Origin of the sequence: Pseudomonas sp. TH07 (assembly GCF_016651285.1) — a bacterium.
Classification (GTDB): Bacteria; Pseudomonadota; Gammaproteobacteria; order Pseudomonadales; family Pseudomonadaceae; genus Aquipseudomonas.
The window spans coordinates 6,812,409-6,837,192 of the sequence record NZ_JAEKED010000001.1 but is presented as its reverse complement, the minus strand read 5'-3'; the positions used below and the strand labels follow the sequence as shown (position 1 = coordinate 6,837,192).

Here is a 24,784-nt window from a genome sequence, read left to right as displayed (position 1 = left end):
GCGCCTTTGCATTAACGGCTCGAGCTTTTCGTATGTCTTCCACACCTTTCAATGCCGCGCAGCACCAGGCCAGCACCTTGTACCTGCCTCCAGGTTCCTGGTCGACAGTGCTCGATTGCCTCTGTGATCACTTCAGCACCATCAGCCGCGAGCAGTGGCTCGACCGCATTGCTCGCGGACGGGTGCTTGACGGGCAGGGGCAGCCTGTCGGCATTGATCTGGTGTACCGCGAAGGCTTGCGAATTCATTATTTTCGAGAAGTGCCGGACGAAAAGGTGATACCGGTGCAGGAGTCGATTCTGTTTGCCGACGAGCATCTGGTCGTGGCTGATAAACCGCATTTTCTGCCGGTCACGCCGGCAGGCGAGTATGTCGAGCAGACGCTACTGCGACGATTGATTCGGCGTCTGGACAACCCCCACCTGGTGCCCTTGCATCGTATCGATCGGCATACCGCAGGGCTGGTGCTGTTCTCCGCCAATCCCCATAGCCGTTCGGCCTATCAATCGTTGTTTCCCACGCGGCAGATTGAAAAACGTTACGAGGCCATTGCCCGGGCGTTGCCGCAACATGACTTTCCACTGGTGCACAAGAGTCGGCTGGTAGAGGGCGAGCCGTTCTTCCGCATGCAGGAAGGCGCCGGTGTCAGTAATACCGAAACGGCGGTGGAGGTGCGTGAAAAAAACGGTGAGCTCTGGCGCTACGGTCTGTACCCGGTGACGGGCAAGAAGCACCAGCTGCGGGTGCACATGAGTGCCTTGGGGGCGGGGATCTGCAATGACCCGTTCTATCCACAGGTGCTCAAGGACGCGCAGGACGACTATGCCCGGCCGCTCAAGTTACTGGCCCAGGGCCTGCGTTTTCTCGACCCGTTGACGGGGCAGGAGCGCGAGTTCGAAAGTCGCATCCGCCTGGACTGGTAAAGGGGCATGGCGCTGGATTTCAGTGCCTTGCATAGAATAAAGCCCGCGCAAGGCGGGCTTTATGTCAGTCGGGCGCAAGCTGGTGGGCTTACAGCTCTTTGACAGTACGAACCTGATCTTTGTTGATGCGGGTTTGCTTGCCGTCCAGTTGTTCGAATTCGTAGAAACCCGAATCCTTGTCGAACTTAGGTGAGTCGACGGCCTGGATTTCGCGACCGTCATTCAAGGTGATCACTGTAGGCGAGGCGCAACCGGCAAGAGTGGCGATACCCAGTGCGAGCATGAGCGTGGCGAGAGTCCGTTGAGTCATTGCATGTCTCCGAAATTGAATACTTTGAGTGCTGATGTTCAGACGTATACAGCGTCAGCAAGTTCCTTACTAGCGTCATTCTGCCACTCTGTTGTGCTGGTGTAACAGCTCAGGCGTGTTCAGGTTAGCCAGCCGTGCATCATTTTCCGGGCATTGCAGTGCCATGCACCCCAGGGCCCGCATGACTTTGCCGGGGCTGCGCTGACCTTCCAGCCAGGCCCGTTCCACGTCCGCTAGCAGTGATGTCGGGATGACACACAACAGGGGCTCCCAGTGCTCGCCCTGGCGCAGCATCAGCGGTTTGCCTGGGTGGGCACTGGCGGTTTGCAGCATCTGCAACAGCAGTTCGGTATCGACCTGCGGCACATCGCAGGGCAGCACCAGCAACCGCTCATGGCGCGCAGCCTTGAGCCCGGCGCGAATCCCCGCCAGCGGCCCGGGAAAGTCCTGGCTGTCGTCGTGCACCAACTGATCGGCATAGCTGGCGTACAGCTCCAGGTTGCGGTTGCAGGAGATGATCAGGTCGTCGCTCAAGCCGCGGGTCAGGCGTTGCAAGTGGGCGATCAGCGGCTCCCCGCGCCATTCGATCAAGCCTTTGTCCTGGCCACCCATGCGTTGCCCTCGTCCGCCAGCCAGGAGCAGGATCGAACAGGGCGGTGTGGGCAGACACAAGGTCATGGCAAGTCTCCGTAGCGGCAGTCAAAGAGAGCGCTGTGATATAACACCGGGCTGTTTCTCCTACAACTGGATCGAGCCTATGAAAGCCAAGGCTGATGTGCCTTTCGCAGCGCTGAACATTGCCGTGCTGACGGTCAGTGATACCCGCACCCTGGAGACCGATACCTCCGGTCAAGTCTTCGTCGATCGCCTGAGCGCAGCCGGGCATAACCTCGCCGCACGGGTTCTGCTTAAAGACGACCTCTACAAGATTCGCGCGCAGGTGGCGACCTGGATTGCCGATGACGTGGTGCAGGTGGTGCTGATCACCGGCGGTACGGGCTTTACCGGTCGCGACAGCACGCCCGAAGCGGTCAGTTGCCTGCTGGACAAGCAGGTCGATGGTTTCGGGGAGCTGTTCCGGCAGATCTCGGTGGCCGATATCGGCACTTCCACTGTGCAGTCCCGGGCCCTGGCCGGGCTGGCCAACGGTACGCTGGTCTGCTGCCTGCCGGGATCGACCAATGCTGTGCGCACCGGCTGGGACGGGATCCTCGCCGAGCAGTTGGACTCGCGGCACCGGCCGTGCAACTTCGTTCCCCATTTGAAGCAGGCCGCACCCTGTGAATCCCGTGGGTAAGCCCGGCAAGACCGGTGCCTTGCTGCCGGTGGAAGAAGCCCTGGCACAGTTGCTGGCGATGGCTGAAGCGGCGCCGATTATTGAGCGTGAACGCTTGCCCCTGGCCCAGACCCAGGGGCGAGTGTTGGCCGATGACCTGGTTTCCACCCTGGACCTGCCGCCATGGCCCAACAGTGCGATGGACGGCTATGCCTTGCGTCTTGCGGATTGGCACGGCGAGCCGCTGCCGGTCAGCCAGCGGATCTTCGCCGGGCAAGCGCCCGAGCCGCTGAAGGCGGGCACCTGTGCGCGCATTTTCACTGGTGCGCCGGTGCCGGCAGGGGCCGATTGTGTAGAAATGCAGGAAAACGCCCAGGTCCAGGCGGATGAGCGAGTGCTGTTCAGCGAGCCGATGAGCCCCTGGCAGAACATTCGCCCCCAGGGCCAGGAAACCACCGTAGGCGAGACAGTGCTGGTGGCCGGCACACGCCTGGGGCCTATCGAGCAAGGGCTGGCCGCGTCCCTGGGTTGCGCCGAGCTTGAGGTGGTGCGCCCTGTGCGCGTGGCGGTGTTGTCTACCGGTGACGAGTTGGTTGAGCCGGGCCAGTCCTTGGGACCGGGGCAGATCTATAACAGTAATCGGGTCCTGCTCTGCAGTTGGCTGCAACGCCTGGGGTGTGAGGTGGTAGACGCCGGAATTCTTCCCGATGACCTGCCGACCACGCGCCAGCGCCTGGCCGAGCTGTCCGATGTCGACCTGATTCTATCCACCGGCGGAGTCTCGGTGGGCGAAGCGGATTTCCTCGGCATCGCCTTGCGCGAGGAAGGTGAACTGGCGTTGTGGAAGTTGGCGATAAAGCCTGGCAAACCGCTGACCTTCGGACATTTTCGCGGGGTGCCGGTCATTGGTCTGCCGGGTAACCCGGCGTCGACCCTGGTGACCTTTGCCTTGCTGGCCCGGCCTTATCTGTTGCGCCGGCAGGGTGTACGCGACGTACTGCCATTGCAGTTTCAGGTACCTGCGGGGTTTGTCTGGGCCAAGCCCGGTAACCGGCGTGAGTACCTGCGTGGGCGGATGGAGCAAGGTCGGGCGGTGATTTACCGCAACCAGAGCTCCGGTGTGTTGCGCAGCGCTGCCTGGGCCGAAGGGCTGGTCGAGGTGCTCGAGGGGCGCACACTGGTCGAAGGGGATTGGGTCAACTTCATTCCCTTGAGTGAAGTGCTCGGTTGAAGTGGCAGCAGACATGCCCGACCGGATCATGGTCGGGCGTGTGTCGGTAAGGCCTGGCGGCTAGCGCAGCAGGAGCAATAGCAGCAAGCCGAAGCGGCTGTTGATGCCCCAGCTCAGCAGCCCCGTCAGCAGGGCCACGGCCAGGCCGGCCCAGGCGAGCCTTTTCAGCAGGCGCAGGCATTTTCCCTCGCCGGCCTTGAGTTCGATGGTCGATTGCACGACCCCGCCAGCCACCTGCACAGGCTTGGGTGCCAACCACAGGTTATGGCCGGGTCGGCGATTGAGGCCGGAGTTCGAACCCTCGAAAAGTTGCTTGTCGTTCATGATATTCACGTCCCTGTAACAGGCGCCGTTCGCCTGAACTGAACCTTCTTCGATTGCCGGGATGGGGTCAATTCAGGCAATTCCCAATCTGTTGTAAGAAAAGTAAAGAGAGTCCGTACGAAAGCTGGAGCCTCGCCCAGAGAATTCGGCTGACCGGATCAGGCCGGCCCTTTTTCTCCAGGGGTGCGTCCATAGGCATCGGTGAAACGCACGATGTCATCCTCCCCCAGGTACTCGCCGCTTTGCACTTCGATCATCACCAGTTCGTCAGCCCCCGGGTTGACCAGGCGGTGCGGGCGGCCCGGTTTGATAAAGGTCGATTCGTTGGTTTTCAGCACGAACGCCTGGTCGCCGTTGGTGACCTGGGCCGTGCCGCTGACCACTATCCAGTGCTCGCTACGGTGATGGTGCAGTTGCAGCGAAAGTGACGCGCGGGGCTGCACCACGATGCGCTTGATCTTGAACCCCGGGCCTTCTTCCAGAACCGTGTAGGTGCCCCAGGGGCGGCTGACGGTGCGGTGCAGGCGATAGGCATCATGGCCTTGGCGCTTCAGGGCCTGGGCGATGACCCCGACGTCCTGGCTGCGTGCCCCATCGGCGATCAGCAGGGCATCCGGGGTGTCGATAATGATCAGGTTGTCCAGGCCAATCGCACCTACCAGGCGGCGCGGGGCGTCGATGTAGCAGTTGCTGACGTCCAGCAACACGCTTTCCCCCTGGCATTGGTTACCGTGGGCGTCGACCGGGCGCAGTTCGCGCACCGCCTGCCATGAGCCGATATCGCTCCAGCCCAGTTGGCAGGGCACCACGGCCACCTTGTGCGAGCGCTCCATGAGGGCGTAGTCGATGGAAATATCCGGTACGCAGGCGAAGCTGTCCGCGTCGAGTTCCAGGTGCAGTTCGCCATGGCCCTGGCGGCTGTGGCTTTGCGCCAGGCACTCTTGCACGCTGGTCAGCACCTCGGGCGCATGCTCGCGCAATTGCTCCAGCAGGGTCTCGACGCGCATGCAGAACATGCCGCCATTCCACAGGTGGCGACCGCTGTCGACATAGGCCTGGGCGGTCATTGCGTCGGGTTTTTCGACAAACCGCGCGACCTGAAAGCTCGCATCGTCCAATGCCGCGCCTTTTTCGATGTAACCGAAGCCGGTTTCCGCGCGCTGAGGAACCAGGCCGAAGGTCACCAGCCAGCCCTGTTCGGCGAGTGTCCGAGCGTGGCCTACCGCGGTGGCGAAGGCGTCCAGCTCGGTGATCAGGTGATCGGCCGGCAGCACCAGCAACTGGGCGTCCTCGCCGTAGTGGCGGCGCACGTGCAGGGCGGCGGCGGCGATTGCTGGCGCGGTGTTGCGGCCGAAAGGCTCGAGGATGAAGTCCAGCTCCAGCTTGCGGCGGTTCAGGGGGCGGTAGTCATCAAGGGTGTTAAACAGCACTTCCCGCCGGGTTACCGTCAGCAGCCGGCCGACGTCATCCAACCCGCTCGCGCGAGCGAAGGTTTTTTGCAGCAGGCTTTCGCCATCGGGCAGACGCATGAAGGGTTTGGGCAGGGCCTCCCGAGAAACAGGCCACAACCGGGTCCCGGCGCCGCCAGCGATGATGCAGGGAATGAGAGTGCTCACTCAGAAGGCCTCAGGTGTCAGGTGCGCGGCCAGGGCTGCGCCGAGTAAAAGCGAAATGGTTTGTGACGGCATGCGCGCACGAAACCTGGGCTGTCGGCCTACGCTGGGTAATGGCGAGCCGCCCTGGTACGAGTGAGTGCGCTGTTTTTCCACAGGAATCGACGAAGGTGATGAATTAAATGGCCAACCACGGGTTTTTTTCCTCGTCCGGTGGTCAACATCCAGCAGCAACCTTCGACTGACAGGAGTGACGACGGATGAGCGAGCGCAAAGCGCTGTTGATTTTACACGGTAAGCAAGCCCTCAACGAACAAGTACGCAACGCCGTCGAACGCAAGCGTGAGCAGGGCTGGGAGCTGGCCGTACGTCTGACCTGGGAGGCGGGCGATGCCCAGCGCCTGGTGAGTGAAGCTCTGGCCGCAGGTTATCCACAGCTGATTGCCGGCGGCGGCGATGGCACCTTGCGCGATATCGCCGAGGCCATGGCCGGGCATGCCGGCGAGGCCAGCCTGGTTCTGTTGCCTTTGGGCACGGCCAATGATTTCGCGCGCGCGGCCGGTGTTCCTCTGGAGCCGGAAGCCGCGCTGGACCTGCTTGATGTCGCGCCCCAGGCGATCGATCTGGGGGAAGTCGGCGGCCAGGTGTTCCTGAACATGGCCACCGGCGGGTTTGGCAGCCAGGTGACCGCCAATACGTCCGAAGATTTGAAGAAAGTCCTGGGCGGTGCGGCCTATCTGTTTACCGGTCTCTCCCGTTTCAGCGAGCTGCATGCGGCCTACGGCGAGTTGCAGGGGCCGGATTTCCACTGGCGCGGCGAGTTGCTGGCGCTGGGGATCGGCAACGGTCGCCAGGCGGGTGGGGGGCATATGCTGTGCCCGAATGCGCTGGCCGACGACGGGCTGCTGGATATCAGCATCCTGCCGGCGCCGCAGGAGTTGGTCGGGACCTTGAAGGACCTGTTGGCCGGGGGCTTTGGCCTGGACAACATGTTTGTCCGGGCGCGCTTGCCGTGGGTCGAGATCAAGGTCAGCGAAGGCCTGGACATCAACCTCGACGGCGAGCCTCTGAAGGGCGACAGCCTGCGCTTCTGCGCCCGGCCTGGGGCGCTACGTGTGCATTTGCCGGTGGGCTCACCCTTGCTCGGCCAGCGCCCGGCGCACTAGTCGTCGAGGCTGATGATCTGTTCGCGCACGGCAAACAGCACCAGGCCTGCGACGTCGTAGATCTGCAGGCGCTTCATGATCTGCGAGCGGTGGGTTTCCACGGTCTTGATGCTCAGACCCAGGCCCTGGGCGATTTCCCGGGTCGACTTGCCGCGCACGATCAGGCGCAGGATTTCCAGCTGGCGAGCGGTCAGGTTGTGGGTATCGGCCTGTTCCGGCTGCTGCTTCTGGACTCGGGTGAGGGCCTGGTTGATTACTGTGTGGGCGATGGCCGGGCTCAGGTAGCGCTCGTTGTTGCGCAGGGCTTCGAGGGCGTGTTCGAGTTCGGTGGCGGTGGTGTCCTTGAGCAGGTAGCCATGGGCGCCGGATTCCAGCGCTTGCATGATCAGGGCCGGATCGGTGTGCATCGACAGGATCAGCACCTTGCTCAGCGGACGTACCGCCTTGAGCCGCTGCAAGGCTTCGAGGCCACCGGTGTCTTTCATGGAAATATCCAGCAGCACGATATCCGGCAGCAGCTGTTCAACCAGCTCCAGCAGTTGGCCGCCGTCGCTGGCCTCGCCGACCACTGCGTAGCCGGGTATGTCCATGACCAGGGCTCGCACGCCGGCCCGGATAAGCGAGTGGTCATCCACCAGAAGTAAATTACAGGTCAATGTAAAACCTTATTCTTGCTGGCCCGTTCGAGTGCCCGGGGAGCCCAGGGGAAGAGTGCTTCAATCTGTGTTCCCTGCTCGGACTGGCTGGTGATTTTCAAGGTGCCGCCCAGTTGTGCGATGCGCTCGGACATGCCGGCCATGCCCCGTTGCCCCTGGGCGCCCGGGTTGGCCGCCGGGGCAAAACCCCGGCCATCGTCGCTGATCAGCAATGACAACCCCTGAGGCAGGCGCTGCAGGCGCACCAGCAGGTTTTGCGCCTGGGCATGACGCAGGATATTGGTGACGGCTTCCTGGGTAACCCGAAAGGCTGCCACGGCCATTTCCTCGGGGATCCCGGTCAAGTGCTGCTGGCATTCCAGGCTCCAGTGCATCGGGGTGTTTTCCAGGGTCTTGAGCAGGTGCGCGCGCAGGCTGGCTTCCAGTCCCAGGCTGTTGAGTTGTCGGGGGTTGAGAATAGCCGAGACGTCGCGCACCTTGGCCAGGGTCTCATCCAGCGTGGCGCCCAGGGCCGCGCAGTGACTGTGCAGGTCTTCGGGCAGGCGCCGCTTGAGCCATTCGTTTTGCAGCTTGGCTGCGGTCAGCAGTTGCCCGATATCGTCATGCAGTTCGCGGCTGAGGCGATGGCGTTCGTTTTCCTGGACTTCCAACAGGCGGTCAGCCAACTCCTGGGGCTGGAACTCGATCGACTTGCGGGTATAGCCGTACTGGATCCAGGTACAGGTCAGCGCCGCCATATTCAACACCAGCAGGGCCGTCGGCAGGGTACTGGCCAGGCAGTAAATAACCAGGTTGGCGACGGCTGCGCATGAGCACAGCAACAGGCTCAGCCACAGCAGGTTTTTATGAGGACGCGACCAGGTGATAAAGGACTTGAGGCTGGCGTGCATAGCATATGAAGCCAATAAATGTTCAGTACGGGGAGCCCGGTCACAACGTGTGACGGGACCCGGTTTGAAAAGCGGTGCTGTTTGAAAGGGCAAGGTTAAAAATCAGCACGCTCCATAAGTCGCGAGCCAGCCTTTTGCAGGTTCTGAATGAAGGCAATTTGCCATTATTTAATGCATCTAATGGATCGCATAATACCACTTCGAATACCGTTGGTCGCGTTTCCAAATAGACGACTTATATGTCTGGGAAGTCAGGTTTATTGGGTTTGGGACGGGTGTTCCATTTGTGTCTTATGCTTGTAATCGGTAAAGATCTATTTGATTTTATTAGGGTTTTATTGGGTGTTAGAGCGCCAAACTTGCAGTCCCGATAATGGGCCTTAGTTGGCGGTGCTAATACTTGAGTATGTCGCTGAGAGATATGAAGTATTCAATGGCGACATCACGCTCAAAACGCTCAGCGGTCTGTTCGGGCAGGCCCGAAGTCGAAATGACTGGCAGCGTTTTCAGTTGTTTCGCTTGGAGATAGAGAGCGTTTGGTAGGGCGTGCCTGAGGAAATTCGCCGGGGAGGGTGCTGATCAAGCTGCGTGGCAAGGGCATCGAGCAGCAGGCTTTGTTCGCTGTCATCCATGTTCAGTTGGCCGCTGGTGGGGTCGACCAGTTCCAGTTGCCAGGCCATCAGTGTCAGGCAGTCCTTGAGTGCGAGCAGGACCTGTTGCCCCAGGTCCATCGAGTTTCGGGATGGGTCGAGTACCTCATGGACGCACCGGGCAAAATCACTGAGAGGCTCTACATCTCTGGCGTGGGTGATGTTCGCAAGCGTGAGCAGGGAGTCGCGCAGGCACTGGATGGCTTCTTCATCGTTGCTGATCAGGTGCAGGTGATTCAGGCAATCTTCGGACTTGGCCAGCAGCTTCTCGGCTTCGGCGAGGAATTCCGACAACGGCTGATACCCCTCATAGCCTTCCTTCAGCATGCGGATCTCCACGACGGGGTGCCAGGTAATGGAAGGGTTGGGCCGGCCAGGGATTTGAGGATGCCTATGAGGCCGAACGTGCTGCGCGCCGGTGCGACTGATGGGGCGGGGAGGGTAGGCAAGGAGTGGCCGAATCTGCAAAGGCAGGCACCGTCAGCGCCGCTGACAAGCAAGAGCTCGCGCGCTGGAAGATCAAGGACGGTGGGGCTTGAGAGGGTTCCAAGCTGTGTTCCTGCGGTCGCACACAAAAGCCTGACTCCATTCATGCAATGAGAATGGCGTCACATTAATGGCTATTGGATACTGCGAATATCAGGTTGGTCCTGATTGTTCCTAGGGGATTCCCCTAGACGCAGGAACTTTGCCGGCGCTTTGTAGTCGGCGCCAGTAATGTCGTGTTCGTGTGAGATGACGACCGCAGTAAACCATGATGTTAATGTGACATCAATGGTTTTACGTGGCATTTTGTAAGGGGGTCAAGGTCCGGCTTTATCAGCCGATAACTCCCTTTAGTGAATTCATCAGAACACGCCCAGGAGTCATTAATGGCCGGCATTCTCGACACGGTAGATCAACGTACGCAGCTGGTGGGTGAGAATCGCCTGGAAATCCTCATGTTCCGCCTGGCCGGGCGGCAGCTGTTCGCGATCAACGTTTTCAAGGTGCAGGAAGTTCTGCAACTGCCCAAGCTGACCCTGATGCCCCAGCGCCATCCGTTTGTATGCGGTGTGGTCAACCTGCGGGGCCAGACCTTGCCGGTCATCGACCTGTCCCAGGCCATTGGCATGCGCCCGCTGATCCCGGGGCCAAACAGCACCATCATCGTGACTGAATACAATCGCTCGGTGCAGGCCTTCCTGGTCGGCGGCGTCGATCGCATCGTCAACATGAACTGGGAAGCCATCCTGCCGCCACCGACCAGTGCCGGCCGCCAGCATTACCTGACCGCCATCAGCAAGGTCGACGATCAACTGGTGGAAATCATCGACGTCGAGAAAGTCCTGGCGGAGATCGTCCCCTACAACGCCAAGGTTTCCCGCGACAAGCTCGACGATCCGGTGCTGGAGCGCGCCCGTGGTCGCGAAGTGCTGCTGGTGGATGACTCCAACGTAGCGCTGTCGCAACTGCGCGATACCCTGGGCCAGCTCGGGGTCAAGATGCACATCGCCAGTGACGGCCTCAAGGCCCTGAATATGCTCAAGGCCTGGGCCGATACCGGCGTGGTCATGACCGACAAGTTGCTGATGATCTTCACCGATGCGGAAATGCCGGAGATGGACGGTTATCGCCTGACCACCGAGATCCGCAACGACCCGCGCCTGCGTGGCCTGTATGTAGTGCTGCACACGTCACTGTCCGGGAGCTTCAACGACTCGATGGTGAAGAAGGTCGGCTGCGACAACTTCCTCTCCAAGTTCCAGCCGGACAAATTGGTCGACGTGGTGCGCCAGCGCCTGATGCTCGACGAAGTCCCGGCCTGACCTGGCGGCTGCGGGCAGGCGCAAGGCCTGCCCGTGTCGGGTTTTCTTGCATCATCCGGTGGCTCGTATAAGGTGGCGTTTTTTGCCCCCCAGGAAGCAGCCATGCGTCTCAGCGCGCTTTATCGATACCCCCTCAAGTCCGGCCAGGGCGAGTCCCTGCAACAGATCACCCTGGACAAACTGGGCCTGGATGGGGATCGACGCTGGATGCTGGTGGATGAAGCCAGCGGCCGCTTCCTGACGCAGCGCGCGGTGGCGCAGATGAGCCAACTCTCGGCGCTGTATAACGAACGCGGCGGCCTGACCCTGAGTGCCCCCGGGCATAGCGCGATTGATGTCGCCTTGCCCGGCGCCGATGCCGAGCTGCGGGGGGTGACCATCTGGCGCGATACCCTGCGCGTGCCGGATGCCGGCGCGGCTGCTGCGGCCTGGGTCAGCGACTTTGTCGGCAAGCCGACGCGCCTGGTGCAGGTGCCGCTGGAGCGGGCCCGTGCCACCGAGGCCGGTTACGGCAAGGACGACGATCAGGTGGCCTTTGCCGATGGTTTTCCGTTGCTGCTGATTGGCCAGGCGTCCCTTGAAGATTTGTCGCAGCGTGTGGGGCGCCCCCTGGAGATGCTGCGTTTTCGACCCAACCTGGTGATCGAGGGCAGCAGCGCCTATGCCGAAGACGGCTGGAAGCGGGTGCGAATCGGCGATATCGAGTTTCGGCTGGTCAAGCCATGCGCGCGCTGCATCCTCACCACCATCGACCCGCAGACCGGCGAGCGCAGCGCCGACCGCGAGCCCCTGGCCACCCTGCAGCAGTACCGGGCCCAGGAAGACGGTGCAATGTTCGGGCAAAACCTGGTGAACGACAGCAACGGTCGGCTTGAAGTCGGGATGCCGGTCACCGTGCTCGAATAACCCCTGGTCCTGAAATGCAAAATGCCCGTATCGCAGGATACGGGCATTTTTTTGTGCAGTGTCCGGTGTTCGGATCAGCCGCGGTACTCGCACAGGTAGGCGGTATCGACCGCGACCTTGAGCTGGAACTTGCTGTTGGCCGGAACATTGAACTGGCTGCCGGCGGCGAAGGTTTCCCAGCCGTTGCTGTCAGGCAGCTTGACGGTCAGGGCGCCGGAGACCACGTGCATGATTTCCCGTTGCGCGGTGCCGAACTCATATTCGCCCGGAGCCATGACGCCGATGGTGGCCGGACCTTCGGCCGTGCCGAAGGCAATCGACTTGACGGTGCCGTCGAAGTACTCGTTGACTTTAAACATGGGCGATTCCTCTAGAAAAAGGGTCAAAAAGGTCGGCCAGTATGCACAAGGGCATTAGGGGCGTCACCTGTTGCCCGCAGGCTCAGGCCGGAAGAATCAGTGGCAGCAGGCGCGCGGTATTGCGCGCGTCCTCCAGGGCCCGGTGTTGCTGGCCGCTGAACTGCATTCCCGCCAGTTGCAGCGCGCTGTTGAGGCCCATGGGCCGTTCCAGGCGCCGGGCCTTGGCGAAGCGCTGCTTGAGGTTCATGTGGGGCACCTGGCTCAGGTGGCTTTGCAAGTGCAGTTGCTGCCATTCCTGCAGCAGTTGCTGACGATCGTAATCGCCCCAGCTGGCCCAGCCGTGCAAGCGCTCGTGGTGCGGGCTGAGCCAGCGCTCGAACTGCGGCCAGACCTCGCTCAAGGGCGTCGCCGCGTCGATATGAGCCTGGGTGATATGGGTCAGTTCACGGCAGAAGGGCGTGAGCATCGGTCGCCGCGAGGGCCGGACGAAGCGTTGAAAGTGATCCAGTTCGCGGCCTTCCCGGTTCACCAGGGTGGCGCCGATCTCGATGATTTCCATCTCGCTCACCGGCCAGCCGCCCTCATCGGTGGTGGCTTCCAGATCTATTACCAGCCAGTGGGGCATCGCAAATTCCAGCCTTGAACATCCAGATGAGGCATGAGCGTAGCCAAAGCCGGCGTATCCGCCTAGCGGCTTATTCCACCTCCAGCAGAATCTGGCGGTTTTTCACCTGGTCGCCCAGGCTCACCTGAACCCGTTTGATCACCCCGTCGATGCCAGCCTTGAGCGGGTGTTCCATCTTCATCGCTTCCAGCACCAGCAGCAGTTGGCCCTTGCTCACCGGCATGCCCTCGCTGACCAGCACATCGACAATCGCCCCGTCCATGGGGGCCTTGAGGGTGCCCGTCTCGGCGCTGGCCTGGCCGACCACTGGCGCGTGGGTCAGGTCCTGCACGTGCAGGCTGCCGGGGCCGGTGCCCAGCCAGAGGTGCTTGCCCTGCAAGTGGTAGGCATGGCGCCGCTGCACGCCGTTGACCTCGACCCGGGCCCAGCGCCCGTCCTGTTCCAGCAGTTTGAGCTGAAGGGTCTGCTCTGCCAGGTGCACCTGCACCGTGCCCGCCGGCAACGGGCTGACCGCGATCGACCAGCTTTGCAGCTCATGTCCCAGGCGGTAGTGCAGGGCCGGGTTAGGGGTGTTGCGCCAGCCCGCCAGGCCTGTGGGATGGGCGCCGCTGGCCTGTTGGTAAAACAGCGCGGCGGCGATGGCCAGGTGTTCGGGGCTGGGGGTCAGAGCTTGCAGGCTCGGGTCATCGGCGCAGTGCTCGGCAATAAAGGCGGTGCTGAACTGGCCGCTGACAAATCCCGGATGGGCCAACAGATTGGCCAGCAGCCGCTGGTTGCTGGCCAGCCCCAGCATCACCGAATCCTGCACGGCCCGCAGCAGCTTGCGCCGGGCTTCTTCACGGGTGGCGCCATGGGCGATGAGCTTGCCCAGCAGCGGATCGTAGAAGGGGCTGACCGATTGGCCCTCAAGCAGGCCATGGTCGATGCGCACCCCTGGGCCCGAGGCGGGCTCCCAGCGCTGTACCCGGCCGGTTTGGGGCAGAAACTGCTGCGCCGGATCCTCGGCATACAACCGTACTTCGATGGCATGGCCCGTGAGCTGCACCTGCTCCTGGCGCAAGGGCAGGGGCAGGCCGGCGGCGACCTGCAACTGCCAGGCCACCAAATCGAGGCCGGTGATCAGCTCGGTGACCGGGTGTTCGACCTGCAAGCGGGTGTTCATCTCCAGAAAATAGAACTGCCCGCGCGCATCCAGCAGAAACTCGACGGTGCCGGCACCGACGTAATTGACCGCGCGCCCGGCCTGCAAGGCGGCCTCGCCCATGGCCTGGCGCAGTTCGGCAGTCATCACCGGGCACGGCGCTTCCTCGATGACTTTCTGATGCCGGCGCTGGATCGAACAATCGCGCTCGCCGAGGTAGATCAGGTTGCCGTGCTGGTCGCCGAACACCTGGATCTCGACGTGCCGCGGTTCGATCAACGCCTGTTCCAGAATCAACTCATCGCTGCCAAAGGCATGCAGTGCCTCCGAGCGGGCGGTGCGCAGTTGCTCCTGCAACTGTCCGGGCTGTTGCACCAGGCGCATGCCGCGCCCGCCGCCACCGGCGCTGGCCTTGATCATCAGCGGGTAGCCGATGCGTTCGGCCTCGGCCTGCAAGCGGGCATCGTCCTGCTCGGCGCCCTGGTAGCCGGCAATGCACGGCACACCCGCTGCCAGCATCGCCAGTTTGGACAGGCGCTTGCTGCCCATCAGTTCGATGGCTGCGGCGCTGGGGCCGATAAAGGTCAGGCCGGCCGCCTCGCAGGCGCTGGCGAACGCGGCGTTTTCCGAAAGAAAGCCGTAGCCAGGGTGAATCGCATCGGCGCCGCTGCGGCGGGCAGCGTCCAGGATCGCGGCACTGTTGAGGTAGGACTGTTGCACCGGCGCCGCGCCGATATTTACCGCTTCATCGGCCATGCGCACGTGCAGGGCGTCGGCATCGGCATCGCTGAACACCGCCACGGTGCGATAGCCCAGGACCTGGGCCGTGCGCTGGATACGGCAGGCGATTTCACCACGGTTGGCGACAAGGATTTTGCTGAAGGCACGCATGGGGGGCTCCCTGAGGTGGTAGTTCTGGCGAAGCCGGCTTCAGCGTCAGTGGCTGGCCGGCCACTGGCTCAACGGGCCCAGGCCGGTTTGCGTTTTTGGACAAAAGCCAGGGTGCCTTCGACCCCTTCGGCGCTGACCAGCGCCTGGCTGAACTGCTCGGCGGCGCGATCCAGCAGCGAGGGCAGGGCTTCTTCGGCACTGGCCAGAAGCAGGGCCTTGGTCGCGGCATTGGCCTCTGGGGCGCAGCACAGGACGTGGGCCAGCACCTCGTCCAGGCGTTCCGCCAGGGCCTGGGGGTCATGCTCGACAAAGTGCACCAGCCCCAGGCGTTCGGCTTCGTTGCCGTCGAAACGCGCAGCGGTCAGGGCCAGGCGGCGGGCCTGGGTAAGGCCGATACGTCGGACCACAAAGGGGGCGATCTGCGCCGGCAGCAGGCCGAGGCTGGTTTCGGGCATGCCGAACTGCGCCTGGTGGTCGGCAATCGCGATGTCGCTGACACAGGCCAGGCCGAAACCGCCACCGAGGACCGCACCTTGCAGGACCACGATCAGGACCTGGGGCACCTGTTGCGCCTCTTCGAGCAAGGTGCCAAAGGCGCGATTCAGCTCGCGGTAGGCGCTCGGACCCTGGGCGCGGGCGGCGGCCATGTCCTTGAGGTCGCCACCGGCGCAGAAGTGCCCGCCGGCGCCGCCCAGTACCAGGGCGCGCACGCTGCGATCGTCCCCCACGGCAGCCAGGACCGCGCGCAGTTCGGCGACCATCTGCAGGCTCATGGCATTGCGGCTGTCCGGGCGATTGAGGGTGATGTGCAGCACGCCGTTGTGGGGTTCGAGCAGCAGGGTCTGGCATTCGGGCAGGCGGCTCATTTCTTTTTCCCCGGGAGGATGCCCATCAGTTTGCAGATGATGCCCAGCATGATTTCGTCGGCGCCGCCGCCAATCGACACCAGGCGCACATCGCGATAGGCCCGGGCCACGGGGTTATCCCACATGAAACCCATGCCGCCCCAATATTGCAGGCAACTGTCGCTGACTTCGCGTCCCAGGCGCCCGGCCTTGAGCTTGGCCATGGACGCCAGGCGGGTCACGTCCTGGCCCCGCACGTACTGCTCGGTGGCCTGGTAGACCAGGGCCCGCAGGCATTCGATCTCGGTTTGCAGTTCGGCCAGGCGGAAGTGGATCACCTGGTTGTCGATCAGCGCGTTGCCGAAGGTCTTGCGCTCCTTGCAGTACTCGATGGTGCTCTCGACGCAGTACTCCAGGCCCTTGAGCATATTGGCCGCGCCGAACAGCCGTTCCTCCTGGAACTGCAGCATCTGCATCATGAAACCCGCGCCCTCGTGGCCGATGCGGTAGCGCTGGGGCACCCGCACATTGTCGAAAAACACCTGGGCGGTTTCCGAGCTGCGCATGCCGAGCTTGTCCAGGTGCGAGCTGAGGCTGATGCCCGGGGTGTTCATCGGCACCATGATCAGCGACTTGTTGATATGGGGCTTGTCGTCCGAGGTGTTGGCCAGCAGGCAGATAAAGTCGGCGCAGGGCGAGTTGGTGATCCACATCTTGCTGCCGTTGATCACGTAGTCGTCGCCATCCTTGCGGGCCGTGGTCTTCAGGCCCGCCACGTCGGAGCCGGCGCCGACTTCGGAGACGCCGATGCAGCCCACCTGTTCGCCGCTGATGGCGGGCCGCAGGAATTGTTCACGTAACTCATCGGAGCCGAACCGCGCCAGGGCCGGGGTGCACATATCGGTCTGGACCCCGATGGACATCGGGATGCCGCCGCAATGGATGGTGCCGAATTCTTCGGCGGCGACGATCGAATAGCTGTAGTCCAGGCCCATGCCGCCGAATTTCTCCGGCTTGGAAATGCCCAGCAACCCCAGCTCGCCGGCCTGGCGAAACAGCTCGTGGATCGGAAAGCGCCCGGCTTTCTCCCATTCCTCGACATGGGGGTTGATCTCGCGCTCGACAAAACTGCGCACGGTGCGCCGCAGCGCTTCATGTTCCTGGGTGAAGATCATTTTTATTGTTCTCCTGAGGTTGAGTCACACCGCGTCAATCCTGATTGCCCGAACTCCCGACCTGTAGCCGCTGGCGAAGGCTCGGGCCGCGTTCGGCAGCGGCTACAGGGTATTTCGTTTCAAAACCGTGCTACGCCGAAGCTGTTGGGTTGCAACTGGCGAACCTCGGCCTCGTGGCAGATATCCAGCAGGTAACCCAGCAGCGTACGGGTGTCCCGGGGGTCGATCAGCCCGTCGTCCCACAGGTTGGCGCTGCCATACAAGGCGCTGGACTGGCTGTCGAGCTTTTGCGCGGTGGCCTGTTCCAGCATGTCGAGCATCTTCGGGTCGGCGACCTGGCCTTGCTTGGCATGCTTGGCCTCGGTGACGATGCGCAGCACCTTGCCGGCCTGGGCGCCGCCCATCACCGCCGTGCGGCTGTTGGGCCAGGCGAAGATAAAGCGCGGGTCCAGCCCGCGCCCGCACATGGCGTAGTTGCCGGCGCCGTAGGAACCGCCGACGACGATGGTCAGCTTGGCAACCCGGGCATTGGCCACCGCCTGGATCATCTTCGCCCCATGCTTGATCACCCCTTGCTGTTCCGACTCGGTGCCCACCATGAACCCGGTGGTGTTGTGGAAAAACAGCAGCGGAGTGCGGCTTTGATCGCACAGCTGGATAAACTGCGCGGCCTTGCTCGCACCTTTGGGCGTGATCGGCCCGTTGTTGCCGATAAAGCCGCAGGCCCGGCCCTGAATCTGCAAATGGCCGCAAATGGTCTGCTGGTCGAACTCGGCCTTGAACTCCAGGAAGTTCGAGGCATCGGCCAGGCGCGCGATGATTTCCCGCACGTCGTAGGGTTTTTTCGGGTCGTCGGGGATCAACCCCAGCAACTCGTCGATCGGGTACAGCGGTTCGGCGTAGGGACGCGGGGCAGCCACTGGCAACTGGTCGTTCCACGGCAGCAGGCCGACGATTTCGCGGGCGATGCGCAGGCCATCGGCGTCGTTCTCTGCCAGGTACTCGGCGGTCCCGGCGACCTGAGCGTGCATTTGCGCACCGCCCAGTTCTTCATCGGTGGCCACTTCACCGGTGGCGGCCTTGAGCAGCGGTGGCCCGGCCAGAAACAGCTTGGCCTTGCCGCGCACCACCACCACGTAATCCGACAGCCCCGGTTGATAGGCGCCGCCGGCAGTGGCTGAACCATGGACCACGGTGATCTGCGGCAGGCCCATGGCCGACAGGCGCGCCTGATTGGCGAAACTGCGTGCGCCTTCGACGAAAATCTCCGCCGCGTAGTTGAGGTTGGCCCCACCGCTCTCGGCGAGGGTCACCACCGGCAATTTGTTTTCCAGGGCGATCTGCTGCAGACGCAGGGATTTTTTCAGGCCGCTGGGGGAGATGGTGCCTCCCTTGATCGCACTGTTGTTGGCCACCACCAGCATGCGCACCCCGCACACGTAGCCGATCCCGGCGATCAGGCCGCCACCGGCCTGGCTGCCGTCCTTGTCGTCATGCAGCTTGTAGCCGGCCAGGCTCGCCAGCTCCAGGAACGGCGCTCCCGGGTCCAGCAGCAAATTGAGGCGTTCACGGGGCAGCAATTGTCCTCGCTGGGCGAACTTCTCCTTGGCTTGGGCGGCCTTGTCCAGCAGGTTCTGCTCCAACTGGCGGATCTGCGCGATGGCGGCCAGCATCGCCTCGCGGTTCTGCGCAAATGACGGGCTGTGCGGGTCGAGCTGGGAGTGGATCACCGGCATGGCTTACTCCTCGTCCTTGAGTACGTCCGGCAGGTAGGCGCGGTGGAAACCGTTGTACGCCGGAGCACCGCGTTGCGCCTTGTGCAGCGGCCAGGCGCGGCTGCCAAGGCTGGCGGCGCCGTCGATGCGCAGGGTGCTGCCGCTGATAAAGGCCGCCGCCGGGCTCAGCAGAAACACAATCGCCGCGCTGACTTCCGACTCGCTGCCGATGCGTTTGAGGGGCACGTGTTCGCGCAAGGTCGGGATCACCGCCTTGAAGGCGCCTTCATAGGTGTCCATGCCGCTGGAGGCGATCCAGCCCGGCGCCACGGCGTTGACCCGCACCCCGGCATAACCCCATTCGAAGGCGGCGGTCTTGGTCAGGTTGTCCATCCCCGAGCGCGCCGCGCCGGAATGGCCCATGCCCGGCATGCCGCCCCACATGTCGGCGAGCATGTTGACGATGCTCCCGCCGTGCTTGCTCATGGACTGATTGAAGACTTCCCGGGCCATCAGGAAACCGCCTACCAGGTTGGTGCGCATCACGGTTTCAAAACCTTTCTGATTGATCGACGCCAGCGGCGAGGGGTACTGCCCGCCGGCGTTATTGACCAGGCCATGAATCGGCCCGTGGGCGGCGATCAGCTCGGCCACCAGCGCCTTCACTGCCTCTTCATCGCGAATATCGCAGGCTTGCCAACTGGCCTTGCCACCGTCCTCGGCGATCTCCCCGGCCACCGCTTGCAGCTTCTCGGCCTTGCGCCCCACCAGCAGCACATGGGCGCCCAGCGCCGCCAGTTCATGGGCGGTGCAGCGGCCGATACCGCTGCCGCCGCCGGTGACCAGCACGGTCTGGCCGCTGAACAGCCCAGGTTTGAATATCGAGTCGTAAGCCACGGCGGCTCCTTTGCGTCAATTGACGGCGTCAGCGATGCCCTGGGGCACCGGGATCTGGATTTCCAGCAACTGCTGGGCGAAGGCCTTGCCTTGCGGGTCGATCCGCAGGCTGGCCACGCCACCGCCGCCGAGGGCGTTTTCCAGCAGGAAGTTGAGGCTGTGGCTGCCCGGCAAGTACCAGCGTTCGACCCGGCCATGCAGCGGATCGAGCACGTGGCTCATCCAGTCCACCAGCACTTCCGGGGTCAGGGCTTCGGCAATCCACGGCAGGTACTCGGCGCTGCGAGCCATGACCCCGATATTGCTGTGGTTGCCTTTGTCGCCGGAACGCGCCACTGCCAGTTTGATCAAGGCCACGCTGGCGTCGGCGCGCCCTTCGGGCCTGGGCACCGGGTGCGGGGCGGGCAGGGCTGCCGGGTCGAGGGCGTCGACGGCGGGCAGGGCGCAGGGATGCTGCTGCCCGGCGAAGTCGATGCTTAACGGGCAGGCCTGTTTATCGATCAGGAAGGAGAACAGGCGGATCAGCGGATACACCGTCGGCCGGCCGCCGACGATCCCGGTCAGGCCCGGCGCCATGCCGGTGGCGGCCTGGGCGATCTCCCGGGAAAACAGGACCAGGGCCTGCTTGCTCGGATGGCGCACCGCCAGTTTGATCACCACTTCACGGCTGTCCTGGCGCTGGCCATGGGGACCATAGGTGGCTTCGCTGCCCAGCAGTTCGATGTTCACTTCGCTGTAGGGCGCCCAGCCGCGCTGGCTGAACATCTCGCTGGTCTTGTCGATGATCGCCTGGCTGACCCTGCGCGCCTTGGCGACGGCGTCGATGCCGGCCATCAGGCAACTGGCGGTGCAGCGAAACCCGTCGAGGTAGGTGGCGCTGACCTTGTACTGGGCCGTGGGCGGCAGGCCCTTGGCGCCGTGCACGCTGACCGCCTGCTTGCCCTGTTGCCGCAGCCGGACCTGGCTGAAGTCGCAGACCACATCCGGCAGCAGGTAGGCACGCGGGTCGCCGATCTCGTAGAGCAACTGTTCGCCGACGCTCAGAGGACTGATCAGGCCGCCGCTGTGTTCGACCTTGCTCACCACGAACTGGCCGTCGGCCGCGACTTCGACGATAGGAAAACCGATGTGTTCGTAGTCCGGCACCTCGCGCCAGTCGGTGAAGTTGCCGCCGGTGCATTGCGCGCCGCATTCGATGATGTGCCCGGCCAGGGCGGCCTGGGCCAGTTTGTCGTAGTCCTGCCACGACCAGTCGAACTCATGCACCAGCGCCGCACTGACCACCGCGCTGTCGACCACCCGCCCGGTAATCACGATGTCGGCCCCCAGGCGCAGTGCTTCGACAATCCCCGGGGCGCCCAGGTAGGCATTGGTCGAGACGCACGTTGCCGGCAGGGGCGCACCGCTGAACATCTCGTGGAGGCCGGCATCGCGCAGTTGCTTGAATTGAGGTTGCAGGTCGTCGCCCAGTAGCACGGCGATCTTCAGCTTGACCCCGGCTTTGTCGCAGGCGGCTTGCAGAGCAGCGGCGCAGGCCTGGGGGTTGACCCCGCCAGCGTTGCTGATGACCCGGATCCGCTGCTGGGCAATGGTCGCCAGCAGCGGGCTGAGGACGTCGACAAAGTCGGTGGCGAAGCCGGCCGTCGGGTCCTTCATGCGGGCACCGGCCATGATCGACAGGGTGATTTCGGCCAGGTAGTCGAACACCAGGTAATCCAGGTGTCCGCCCTCCACCAGTTGCGCGGCGGCACTTGAGGTGTCGCCCCAGAAGGCGCTGGCGCAGCCGATGCGTACGGTCTTGGTCATGGCAGGGCTCTCGGGTAAAAGAACTGCGAGGAGACTACCAAGCAAGCGCTTGGTTTGTAAATGCACAAGGTATCTTCGACCCGAGCGCTTGCTTGGTCGCCCCCGGAGGCTTAAATTGCGCGCGCAACCCGCCTGTTTTCAGGGGCGGCAGCGTATTTCTGATTGGCTGAATGTAGGAGAGAACCCGTGGACGAGCAAAAAGCCTTGCAGGCCATACGCGAGCTGGTCGCCAACGGGCAACTGACCGACCCCGACAGCGCCCGGGGCAAGCTGCTGCAAACCGCCGCCCATCTGTTTCGCAATAAAGGCTATGAGCGCACCACGGTGCGTGACCTGGCCAGCGCCGTGGGCATTCAATCGGGCAGCATTTTTCATCACTTCAAAAGCAAGGACGACATCCTGCGCGCGGTGATGGAAGAAACCATCCACTACAACACCGCGTTGATGCGGGTCGAACTGGCCGCGGCCGGCAGCGTGCGCGAGCGGGTGCTGGCGCTGATTCGCTGTGAATTGCAGTCGATCATGGGCGGCAGCGGCGAAGCCATGGCGGTACTGGTGTACGAGTGGCGCTCGCTGTCCGCCGAGGGCCAGGCGCAAGTGCTGGCGCTGCGCGATATCTATGAGCAGATCTGGTTGCAGGTGCTGGGCGAGGCCCGGGAAGCGGGGTATATCAAGGGCGATGTGTTTATCACCCGGCGCTTTCTGACCGGTGCCTTGTCCTGGACCACCACCTGGTTTCGCGCCGATGGCAGCATGACCCTGGAGCAACTGGCCGAGGAAGCGTTGACCCTGGTGCTCAAGGACCGGTAGCCCAAGCCATCATTGTTTGTTGCAAAAGTTGTCGAAGTGCTTGAAACCGCCTAGCTTACTTGCATTCCCCCGGTCTTTTTTGAGGTGTGTTGCCTTGATGTCCTTGTCCATGCGTACGGCCACGCACATCGCGTTATTGGCGTTGGTTGCGCTATGGATGGGGCCGGCAACCGCGGCGCAGTTGGTACGGGTCGCGGCGGCGCATTTTCCGCCGTACACCGTACGTCCCGAACAGGGCGCCGACACCGGGCTCCTGCCGCAATTGGTGGAAGCCCTGAACCAGCTGCAAAGCGACTACCAGTTCGTTCTGGTTCCCACGTCCATCCCCCGGCGCTTTCGTGATTTCGAGCAGGGCCGCGTGGACATGGCGATTTTTGAAAACCCCGCCTGGGGCTGGCAGGACATCGCCCACACCAGCGTCGACATGGGCCTTGAGGACGCAGAGATTTTCGTCGCCCAGCGCACGCCGCAGCGGGGCCAGGAATACTTCAACGACCTTTCCGGCAAGCGCCTGGCGCTGTTCAGCGGCTACCACTATGCCTTTGCCCATTTCAACGCCGACCCCAAGTACCTGGCGCAGACCTTCAACGCCACGCTGACGTACTCCCACGACAGCAATTTGCTGATGGTGCTGCGCGGGCGTTCGGACATTGCCCTGGTGACCCGTTCCTACCTCAGCGACTTCCTGCTGCATAACGCCGATGACGCCCCGCAACTGCTGGTCTCCGAGCGCATCGATCAGGTGTATCACCACTATGCGCTGATCCGTTCCAAAGCGCCGATCAGCGGCGAAGCCTTCGGCCAGTTGCTCCAGGGCCTGCGCGACAACGGGCAGATGCTGAAGATCTTCGACCCCTACCGCATCGTGGTGAGGCCAGTGGCCCGTCGCTGATTGCGCCAGATGGCCCGACGCCTGGCGTTGAAGGCTAAATTTTTGCTCTCCGATCACGTCACTTGCTTGAACTGTCGACGATTATCGTGAGCCCGACCCATGTCCAACCTGAACGATCTGAGCGCCCTGGCGTTGCCCCAGGGGCAACGCCTTGCCGCCGATGAAACCGCCACCTGCCTGAGCCTGATACTGGAAGGGCAGTTGCTGATCCAACTGCGCCTCGACCGTGAGGAACAGACCCAGGTCCACCTGCTGCAACTGCACCAGCGGCCGTTGGGCCAGGCGATCTGGGCCGCCTGCTATTGGTTGTTCGCCCGCGACCCGAGCTGCCAGAGCCTGACCTGGCACCTGCCCGAGCGTCCTGATGAGGCGTTGCGCAGCGGGCTGCTGATAGCCGGCGAGCACGCCGAGCAGTACCTGTGCCAGCGCACCCTGTTCTGGCAGTTGCCGCAGCCCTGGCTGGGCGAGTCGCTGACGGGCAGTTATCCACAGCAGATGATCATCAGCGACGGCAAGCGTCACCCTCGACGTCCGGTCAAGCCCCGGGGTGAAGTCTATCGACGCTTCGATGCGCGGTTGGGGGCCTGGGTGTCGTTGCGCACCCTGGAGATCGAGAGCGACCTGGCGCGCTTCAACCGCTGGCAGAACAACCCGCGGGTCCTGAGTTTCTGGCAGGAAGGCGGCAGCCTCGAGCAGCACCGCGAATACCTCGACAAGCTGCAGGCCGACCCCCACACCCTGACCCTGATCGGCTGTTTCGACGACCAGCCGTTCGCCTACTTCGAAGCCTACTGGGCCAAGGAAGACCGGATTGCACCGTTCTATGACGCCGACAATTACGATCGCGGCATTCACATGCTGGTGGGAGAAGAGGATCAGCGCGGCCCGCACAAGGTGGCGAGCTGGTTATCGGCGTTGGTGCATTACCTGTTCCTCGACGACCCGCGCACCCAGACGGTGGTTGCCGAGCCGCGCGCCGATAACGCGAAGATGATCGGCTACATGCACAACCAGTGTTTTCACTGCGAGAAGGAGTTCGATTTTCCCCACAAGCGCGCGGCCTTGATGATGTTGGGGCGTGAACGCTTTTTCGATCATTGCTCCCTGCTGTAATCCCGGGAGCGGGCTTGCCGGCGAGGGCGGTGCAGTTTTCTGCTCCGGGCCCTGGTCGGCTGCAAGCGAGTTGCTGACCTCAGGAAGAGGCGGGGCTCAACGGCGGGCGTAGGTATCGGCGCGGTTGCCCGAGACCTTGCGGCAGTGCACCAGGGCATCGCGAATCATGAAGTTGACCAGGGTCGGCGAGACGCCGAGCTCCTTGGCGATGTCCTTTTGCGGCACGCCGTGCAGGCGGTACATCTCGAACGCATAGCGGGTGCGACTCGGTAGCTCGGTCAAGGCGTCGGCGATGTGTTCCAGGGTCGAAAAATTGATGTGCGAGGTTTCCGGGGACGCGCCATGAATGACCACATTCAAACCTTCCTCTTCAGTGCCTGAGTACTTCTGCTCCAGCGCCTGCTTGCGGTAATGGTCGATCGCCAGGTTGCGCACGATCTGGAACAGATAGCTGAGCTGGGCCTTGAACGATGAAGTGATCTGCGGTGCCGACTGCAATCGGAAGAACGCATCCTGCACCACGTCTTCGGCGCGCGAGCGGCAGCCCGTGATGCGCGCGGCAATCTTGACCAGAATCAGGCGGTTATCGACAAACGCCTGGAGAAGCGGTGAATCACACTTGCTTGTGGATACTTGTTCCGTCATGGAAATCACCTTGTTGCAGGGAGGTAAGTGGGACGACAGAAGATTGGGACTCGTCCTACACATCGAGCGACAAATTAGGTCTAATGATAATGATTGTCAATTGAGAAAGAGAATTAA

Annotated in this window: 25 protein-coding genes; 9 read left to right on the top strand and 16 right to left on the bottom strand. The window is 62.8% G+C overall.

Annotated elements, in window-relative coordinates:
* The first annotated feature begins 32 nt into the window (after positions 1–32).
* On the top strand, positions 33–923 hold the full coding sequence (locus JFU57_RS31030) for a pseudouridine synthase (RefSeq protein ID WP_201131880.1): 891 nt from the start codon (positions 33–35) through the stop codon (positions 921–923).
* Between the two features lie 88 nt (positions 924–1,011).
* On the opposite strand, the gene JFU57_RS31025 is transcribed toward JFU57_RS31030, so the two are convergent.
* A complete protein-coding gene (locus tag JFU57_RS31025) occupies positions 1,012–1,233 on the bottom strand; it encodes a YgdI/YgdR family lipoprotein (protein WP_043230450.1) in 222 nt (73 codons plus the stop codon).
* Between the two features lie 75 nt (positions 1,234–1,308).
* The gene (gene mobA / locus JFU57_RS31020; RefSeq protein ID WP_201131879.1) at positions 1,309–1,911 is read right to left on the bottom strand and encodes a molybdenum cofactor guanylyltransferase MobA; all 603 of its coding nucleotides are present in this window, start codon (positions 1,909–1,911) and stop codon (positions 1,309–1,311) included.
* Positions 1,912–1,990: 79 nt separating this feature from the next.
* Between mobA and moaB the strand changes: the two genes are divergently transcribed.
* Together moaB and JFU57_RS31010 are read left to right on the top strand one after the other, a co-directional pair.
* Complete coding sequence (moaB, locus tag JFU57_RS31015) at positions 1,991–2,530, top strand: molybdenum cofactor biosynthesis protein B (RefSeq protein WP_020299725.1); 540 nt, start codon at positions 1,991–1,993, stop codon at positions 2,528–2,530.
* A complete protein-coding gene (locus tag JFU57_RS31010) occupies positions 2,514–3,740 on the top strand; it encodes a molybdopterin-binding protein (protein WP_201131878.1) in 1,227 nt (408 codons plus the stop codon). The genes moaB and JFU57_RS31010 overlap by 17 nt, the downstream gene beginning before the upstream one ends.
* A 60-nt stretch (positions 3,741–3,800) precedes the next feature.
* On the opposite strand, the gene JFU57_RS31005 is transcribed toward JFU57_RS31010, so the two are convergent.
* Entirely contained in the window at positions 3,801–4,064 is a 264-nt protein-coding gene (locus JFU57_RS31005) for a hypothetical protein (protein WP_201132257.1), read from the bottom strand.
* A gap of 158 nt (positions 4,065–4,222) precedes the next feature.
* The gene (locus JFU57_RS31000; RefSeq protein ID WP_201131877.1) at positions 4,223–5,680 is read right to left on the bottom strand and encodes a mannose-1-phosphate guanylyltransferase/mannose-6-phosphate isomerase; all 1,458 of its coding nucleotides are present in this window, start codon (positions 5,678–5,680) and stop codon (positions 4,223–4,225) included.
* Between the two features lie 257 nt (positions 5,681–5,937).
* Here JFU57_RS31000 and yegS point away from each other — a divergent pair, with 257 nt between their 5' ends.
* Positions 5,938–6,843, top strand: a complete 906-nt coding sequence (yegS, locus tag JFU57_RS30995) for a lipid kinase YegS (RefSeq protein ID WP_201131876.1) — start codon at positions 5,938–5,940, stop codon at positions 6,841–6,843.
* Here yegS and JFU57_RS30990 read toward each other — a convergent pair.
* The 3 genes from JFU57_RS30990 to JFU57_RS30980 all read right to left on the bottom strand — a co-directional run bounded on the left by JFU57_RS30990 (position 6,840) and on the right by JFU57_RS30980 (position 9,366).
* Positions 6,840–7,499 (bottom strand): response regulator, encoded by a 660-nt coding sequence (locus JFU57_RS30990; protein ID WP_078470635.1) that lies wholly within the window; start codon positions 7,497–7,499, stop codon positions 6,840–6,842. The two genes, yegS and JFU57_RS30990, sit on opposite strands and share 4 nt — an antisense overlap.
* The gene (locus JFU57_RS30985; protein WP_201132244.1) at positions 7,496–8,389 is read right to left on the bottom strand and encodes a sensor histidine kinase; all 894 of its coding nucleotides are present in this window, start codon (positions 8,387–8,389) and stop codon (positions 7,496–7,498) included. Before JFU57_RS30985 ends, JFU57_RS30990 begins: the two co-directional genes overlap by 4 nt.
* Positions 8,390–8,895: 506 nt before the next feature.
* A complete protein-coding gene (locus JFU57_RS30980) occupies positions 8,896–9,366 on the bottom strand; it encodes a hypothetical protein (RefSeq protein ID WP_201131875.1) in 471 nt (156 codons plus the stop codon).
* A 545-nt stretch (positions 9,367–9,911) separates the two neighbouring features.
* On the opposite strand from JFU57_RS30980, the gene JFU57_RS30975 reads away from it, so the two are divergent.
* Together JFU57_RS30975 and JFU57_RS30970 are read left to right on the top strand one after the other, a co-directional pair.
* Positions 9,912–10,847 carry a chemotaxis protein CheV gene (locus tag JFU57_RS30975; protein ID WP_020299733.1) on the top strand — a complete coding sequence of 312 codons (936 nt, stop codon included), beginning with the start codon at positions 9,912–9,914 and terminating at the stop codon, positions 10,845–10,847.
* Positions 10,848–10,949: 102 nt separating this feature from the next.
* Positions 10,950–11,753, top strand: coding sequence for an MOSC domain-containing protein (locus tag JFU57_RS30970; protein WP_201131874.1), 804 nt, complete (start codon positions 10,950–10,952; stop codon positions 11,751–11,753).
* A 74-nt stretch (positions 11,754–11,827) separates the two neighbouring features.
* Here JFU57_RS30970 and ppnP read toward each other — a convergent pair whose 3' ends face one another.
* The 8 genes from ppnP to JFU57_RS30930 form a co-directional block, all read right to left on the bottom strand.
* Positions 11,828–12,112 carry a pyrimidine/purine nucleoside phosphorylase gene (gene ppnP / locus JFU57_RS30965; RefSeq protein ID WP_020299735.1) on the bottom strand — a complete coding sequence of 95 codons (285 nt, stop codon included), beginning with the start codon at positions 12,110–12,112 and terminating at the stop codon, positions 11,828–11,830.
* Between the two features lie 82 nt (positions 12,113–12,194).
* Complete coding sequence (locus tag JFU57_RS30960) at positions 12,195–12,737, bottom strand: exonuclease domain-containing protein (RefSeq protein WP_078470631.1); 543 nt, start codon at positions 12,735–12,737, stop codon at positions 12,195–12,197.
* A gap of 70 nt (positions 12,738–12,807) precedes the next feature.
* The gene (locus tag JFU57_RS30955) at positions 12,808–14,769 is read right to left on the bottom strand and encodes an acetyl/propionyl/methylcrotonyl-CoA carboxylase subunit alpha (protein WP_201131873.1); all 1,962 of its coding nucleotides are present in this window, start codon (positions 14,767–14,769) and stop codon (positions 12,808–12,810) included.
* A gap of 68 nt (positions 14,770–14,837) precedes the next feature.
* Entirely contained in the window at positions 14,838–15,635 is a 798-nt protein-coding gene (locus JFU57_RS30950; RefSeq protein ID WP_201131872.1) for an enoyl-CoA hydratase/isomerase family protein, read from the bottom strand.
* On the bottom strand, positions 15,632–16,789 hold the full coding sequence (gene atuD / locus JFU57_RS30945; protein ID WP_201131871.1) for a citronellyl-CoA dehydrogenase: 1,158 nt from the start codon (positions 16,787–16,789) through the stop codon (positions 15,632–15,634). Before atuD ends, JFU57_RS30950 begins: the two co-directional genes overlap by 4 nt.
* A gap of 119 nt (positions 16,790–16,908) precedes the next feature.
* Positions 16,909–18,525 carry a geranyl-CoA carboxylase subunit beta gene (gene atuC, locus JFU57_RS30940; RefSeq protein ID WP_078470627.1) on the bottom strand — a complete coding sequence of 539 codons (1,617 nt, stop codon included), beginning with the start codon at positions 18,523–18,525 and terminating at the stop codon, positions 16,909–16,911.
* A gap of 3 nt (positions 18,526–18,528) precedes the next feature.
* The gene (locus tag JFU57_RS30935) at positions 18,529–19,401 is read right to left on the bottom strand and encodes an SDR family oxidoreductase (RefSeq protein ID WP_201131870.1); all 873 of its coding nucleotides are present in this window, start codon (positions 19,399–19,401) and stop codon (positions 18,529–18,531) included.
* A gap of 15 nt (positions 19,402–19,416) precedes the next feature.
* Positions 19,417–21,207, bottom strand: a complete 1,791-nt coding sequence (locus JFU57_RS30930) for an acyclic terpene utilization AtuA family protein (RefSeq protein WP_201131869.1) — start codon at positions 21,205–21,207, stop codon at positions 19,417–19,419.
* 186 nt (positions 21,208–21,393) lie between these two features.
* On the opposite strand from JFU57_RS30930, the gene JFU57_RS30925 reads away from it, so the two are divergent.
* From JFU57_RS30925 to JFU57_RS30915, 3 genes are all read left to right on the top strand, one after another.
* Complete coding sequence (locus tag JFU57_RS30925) at positions 21,394–22,017, top strand: TetR/AcrR family transcriptional regulator (RefSeq protein ID WP_020299743.1); 624 nt, start codon at positions 21,394–21,396, stop codon at positions 22,015–22,017.
* A gap of 97 nt (positions 22,018–22,114) precedes the next feature.
* On the top strand, positions 22,115–22,909 hold the full coding sequence (locus JFU57_RS30920; protein WP_201131868.1) for a substrate-binding periplasmic protein: 795 nt from the start codon (positions 22,115–22,117) through the stop codon (positions 22,907–22,909).
* Positions 22,910–23,008: 99 nt separating this feature from the next.
* Positions 23,009–24,022: a GNAT family N-acetyltransferase gene (locus tag JFU57_RS30915; protein WP_078470623.1), complete on the top strand. Its 1,014-nt coding sequence runs from the start codon at positions 23,009–23,011 to the stop codon at positions 24,020–24,022.
* A 96-nt stretch (positions 24,023–24,118) separates the two neighbouring features.
* On the opposite strand, the gene JFU57_RS30910 is transcribed toward JFU57_RS30915, so the two are convergent.
* Positions 24,119–24,667, bottom strand: coding sequence for an RNA polymerase factor sigma-70 (locus tag JFU57_RS30910; protein ID WP_020299746.1), 549 nt, complete (start codon positions 24,665–24,667; stop codon positions 24,119–24,121).
* Between the last annotated feature and the right edge of the window lie 117 nt (positions 24,668–24,784).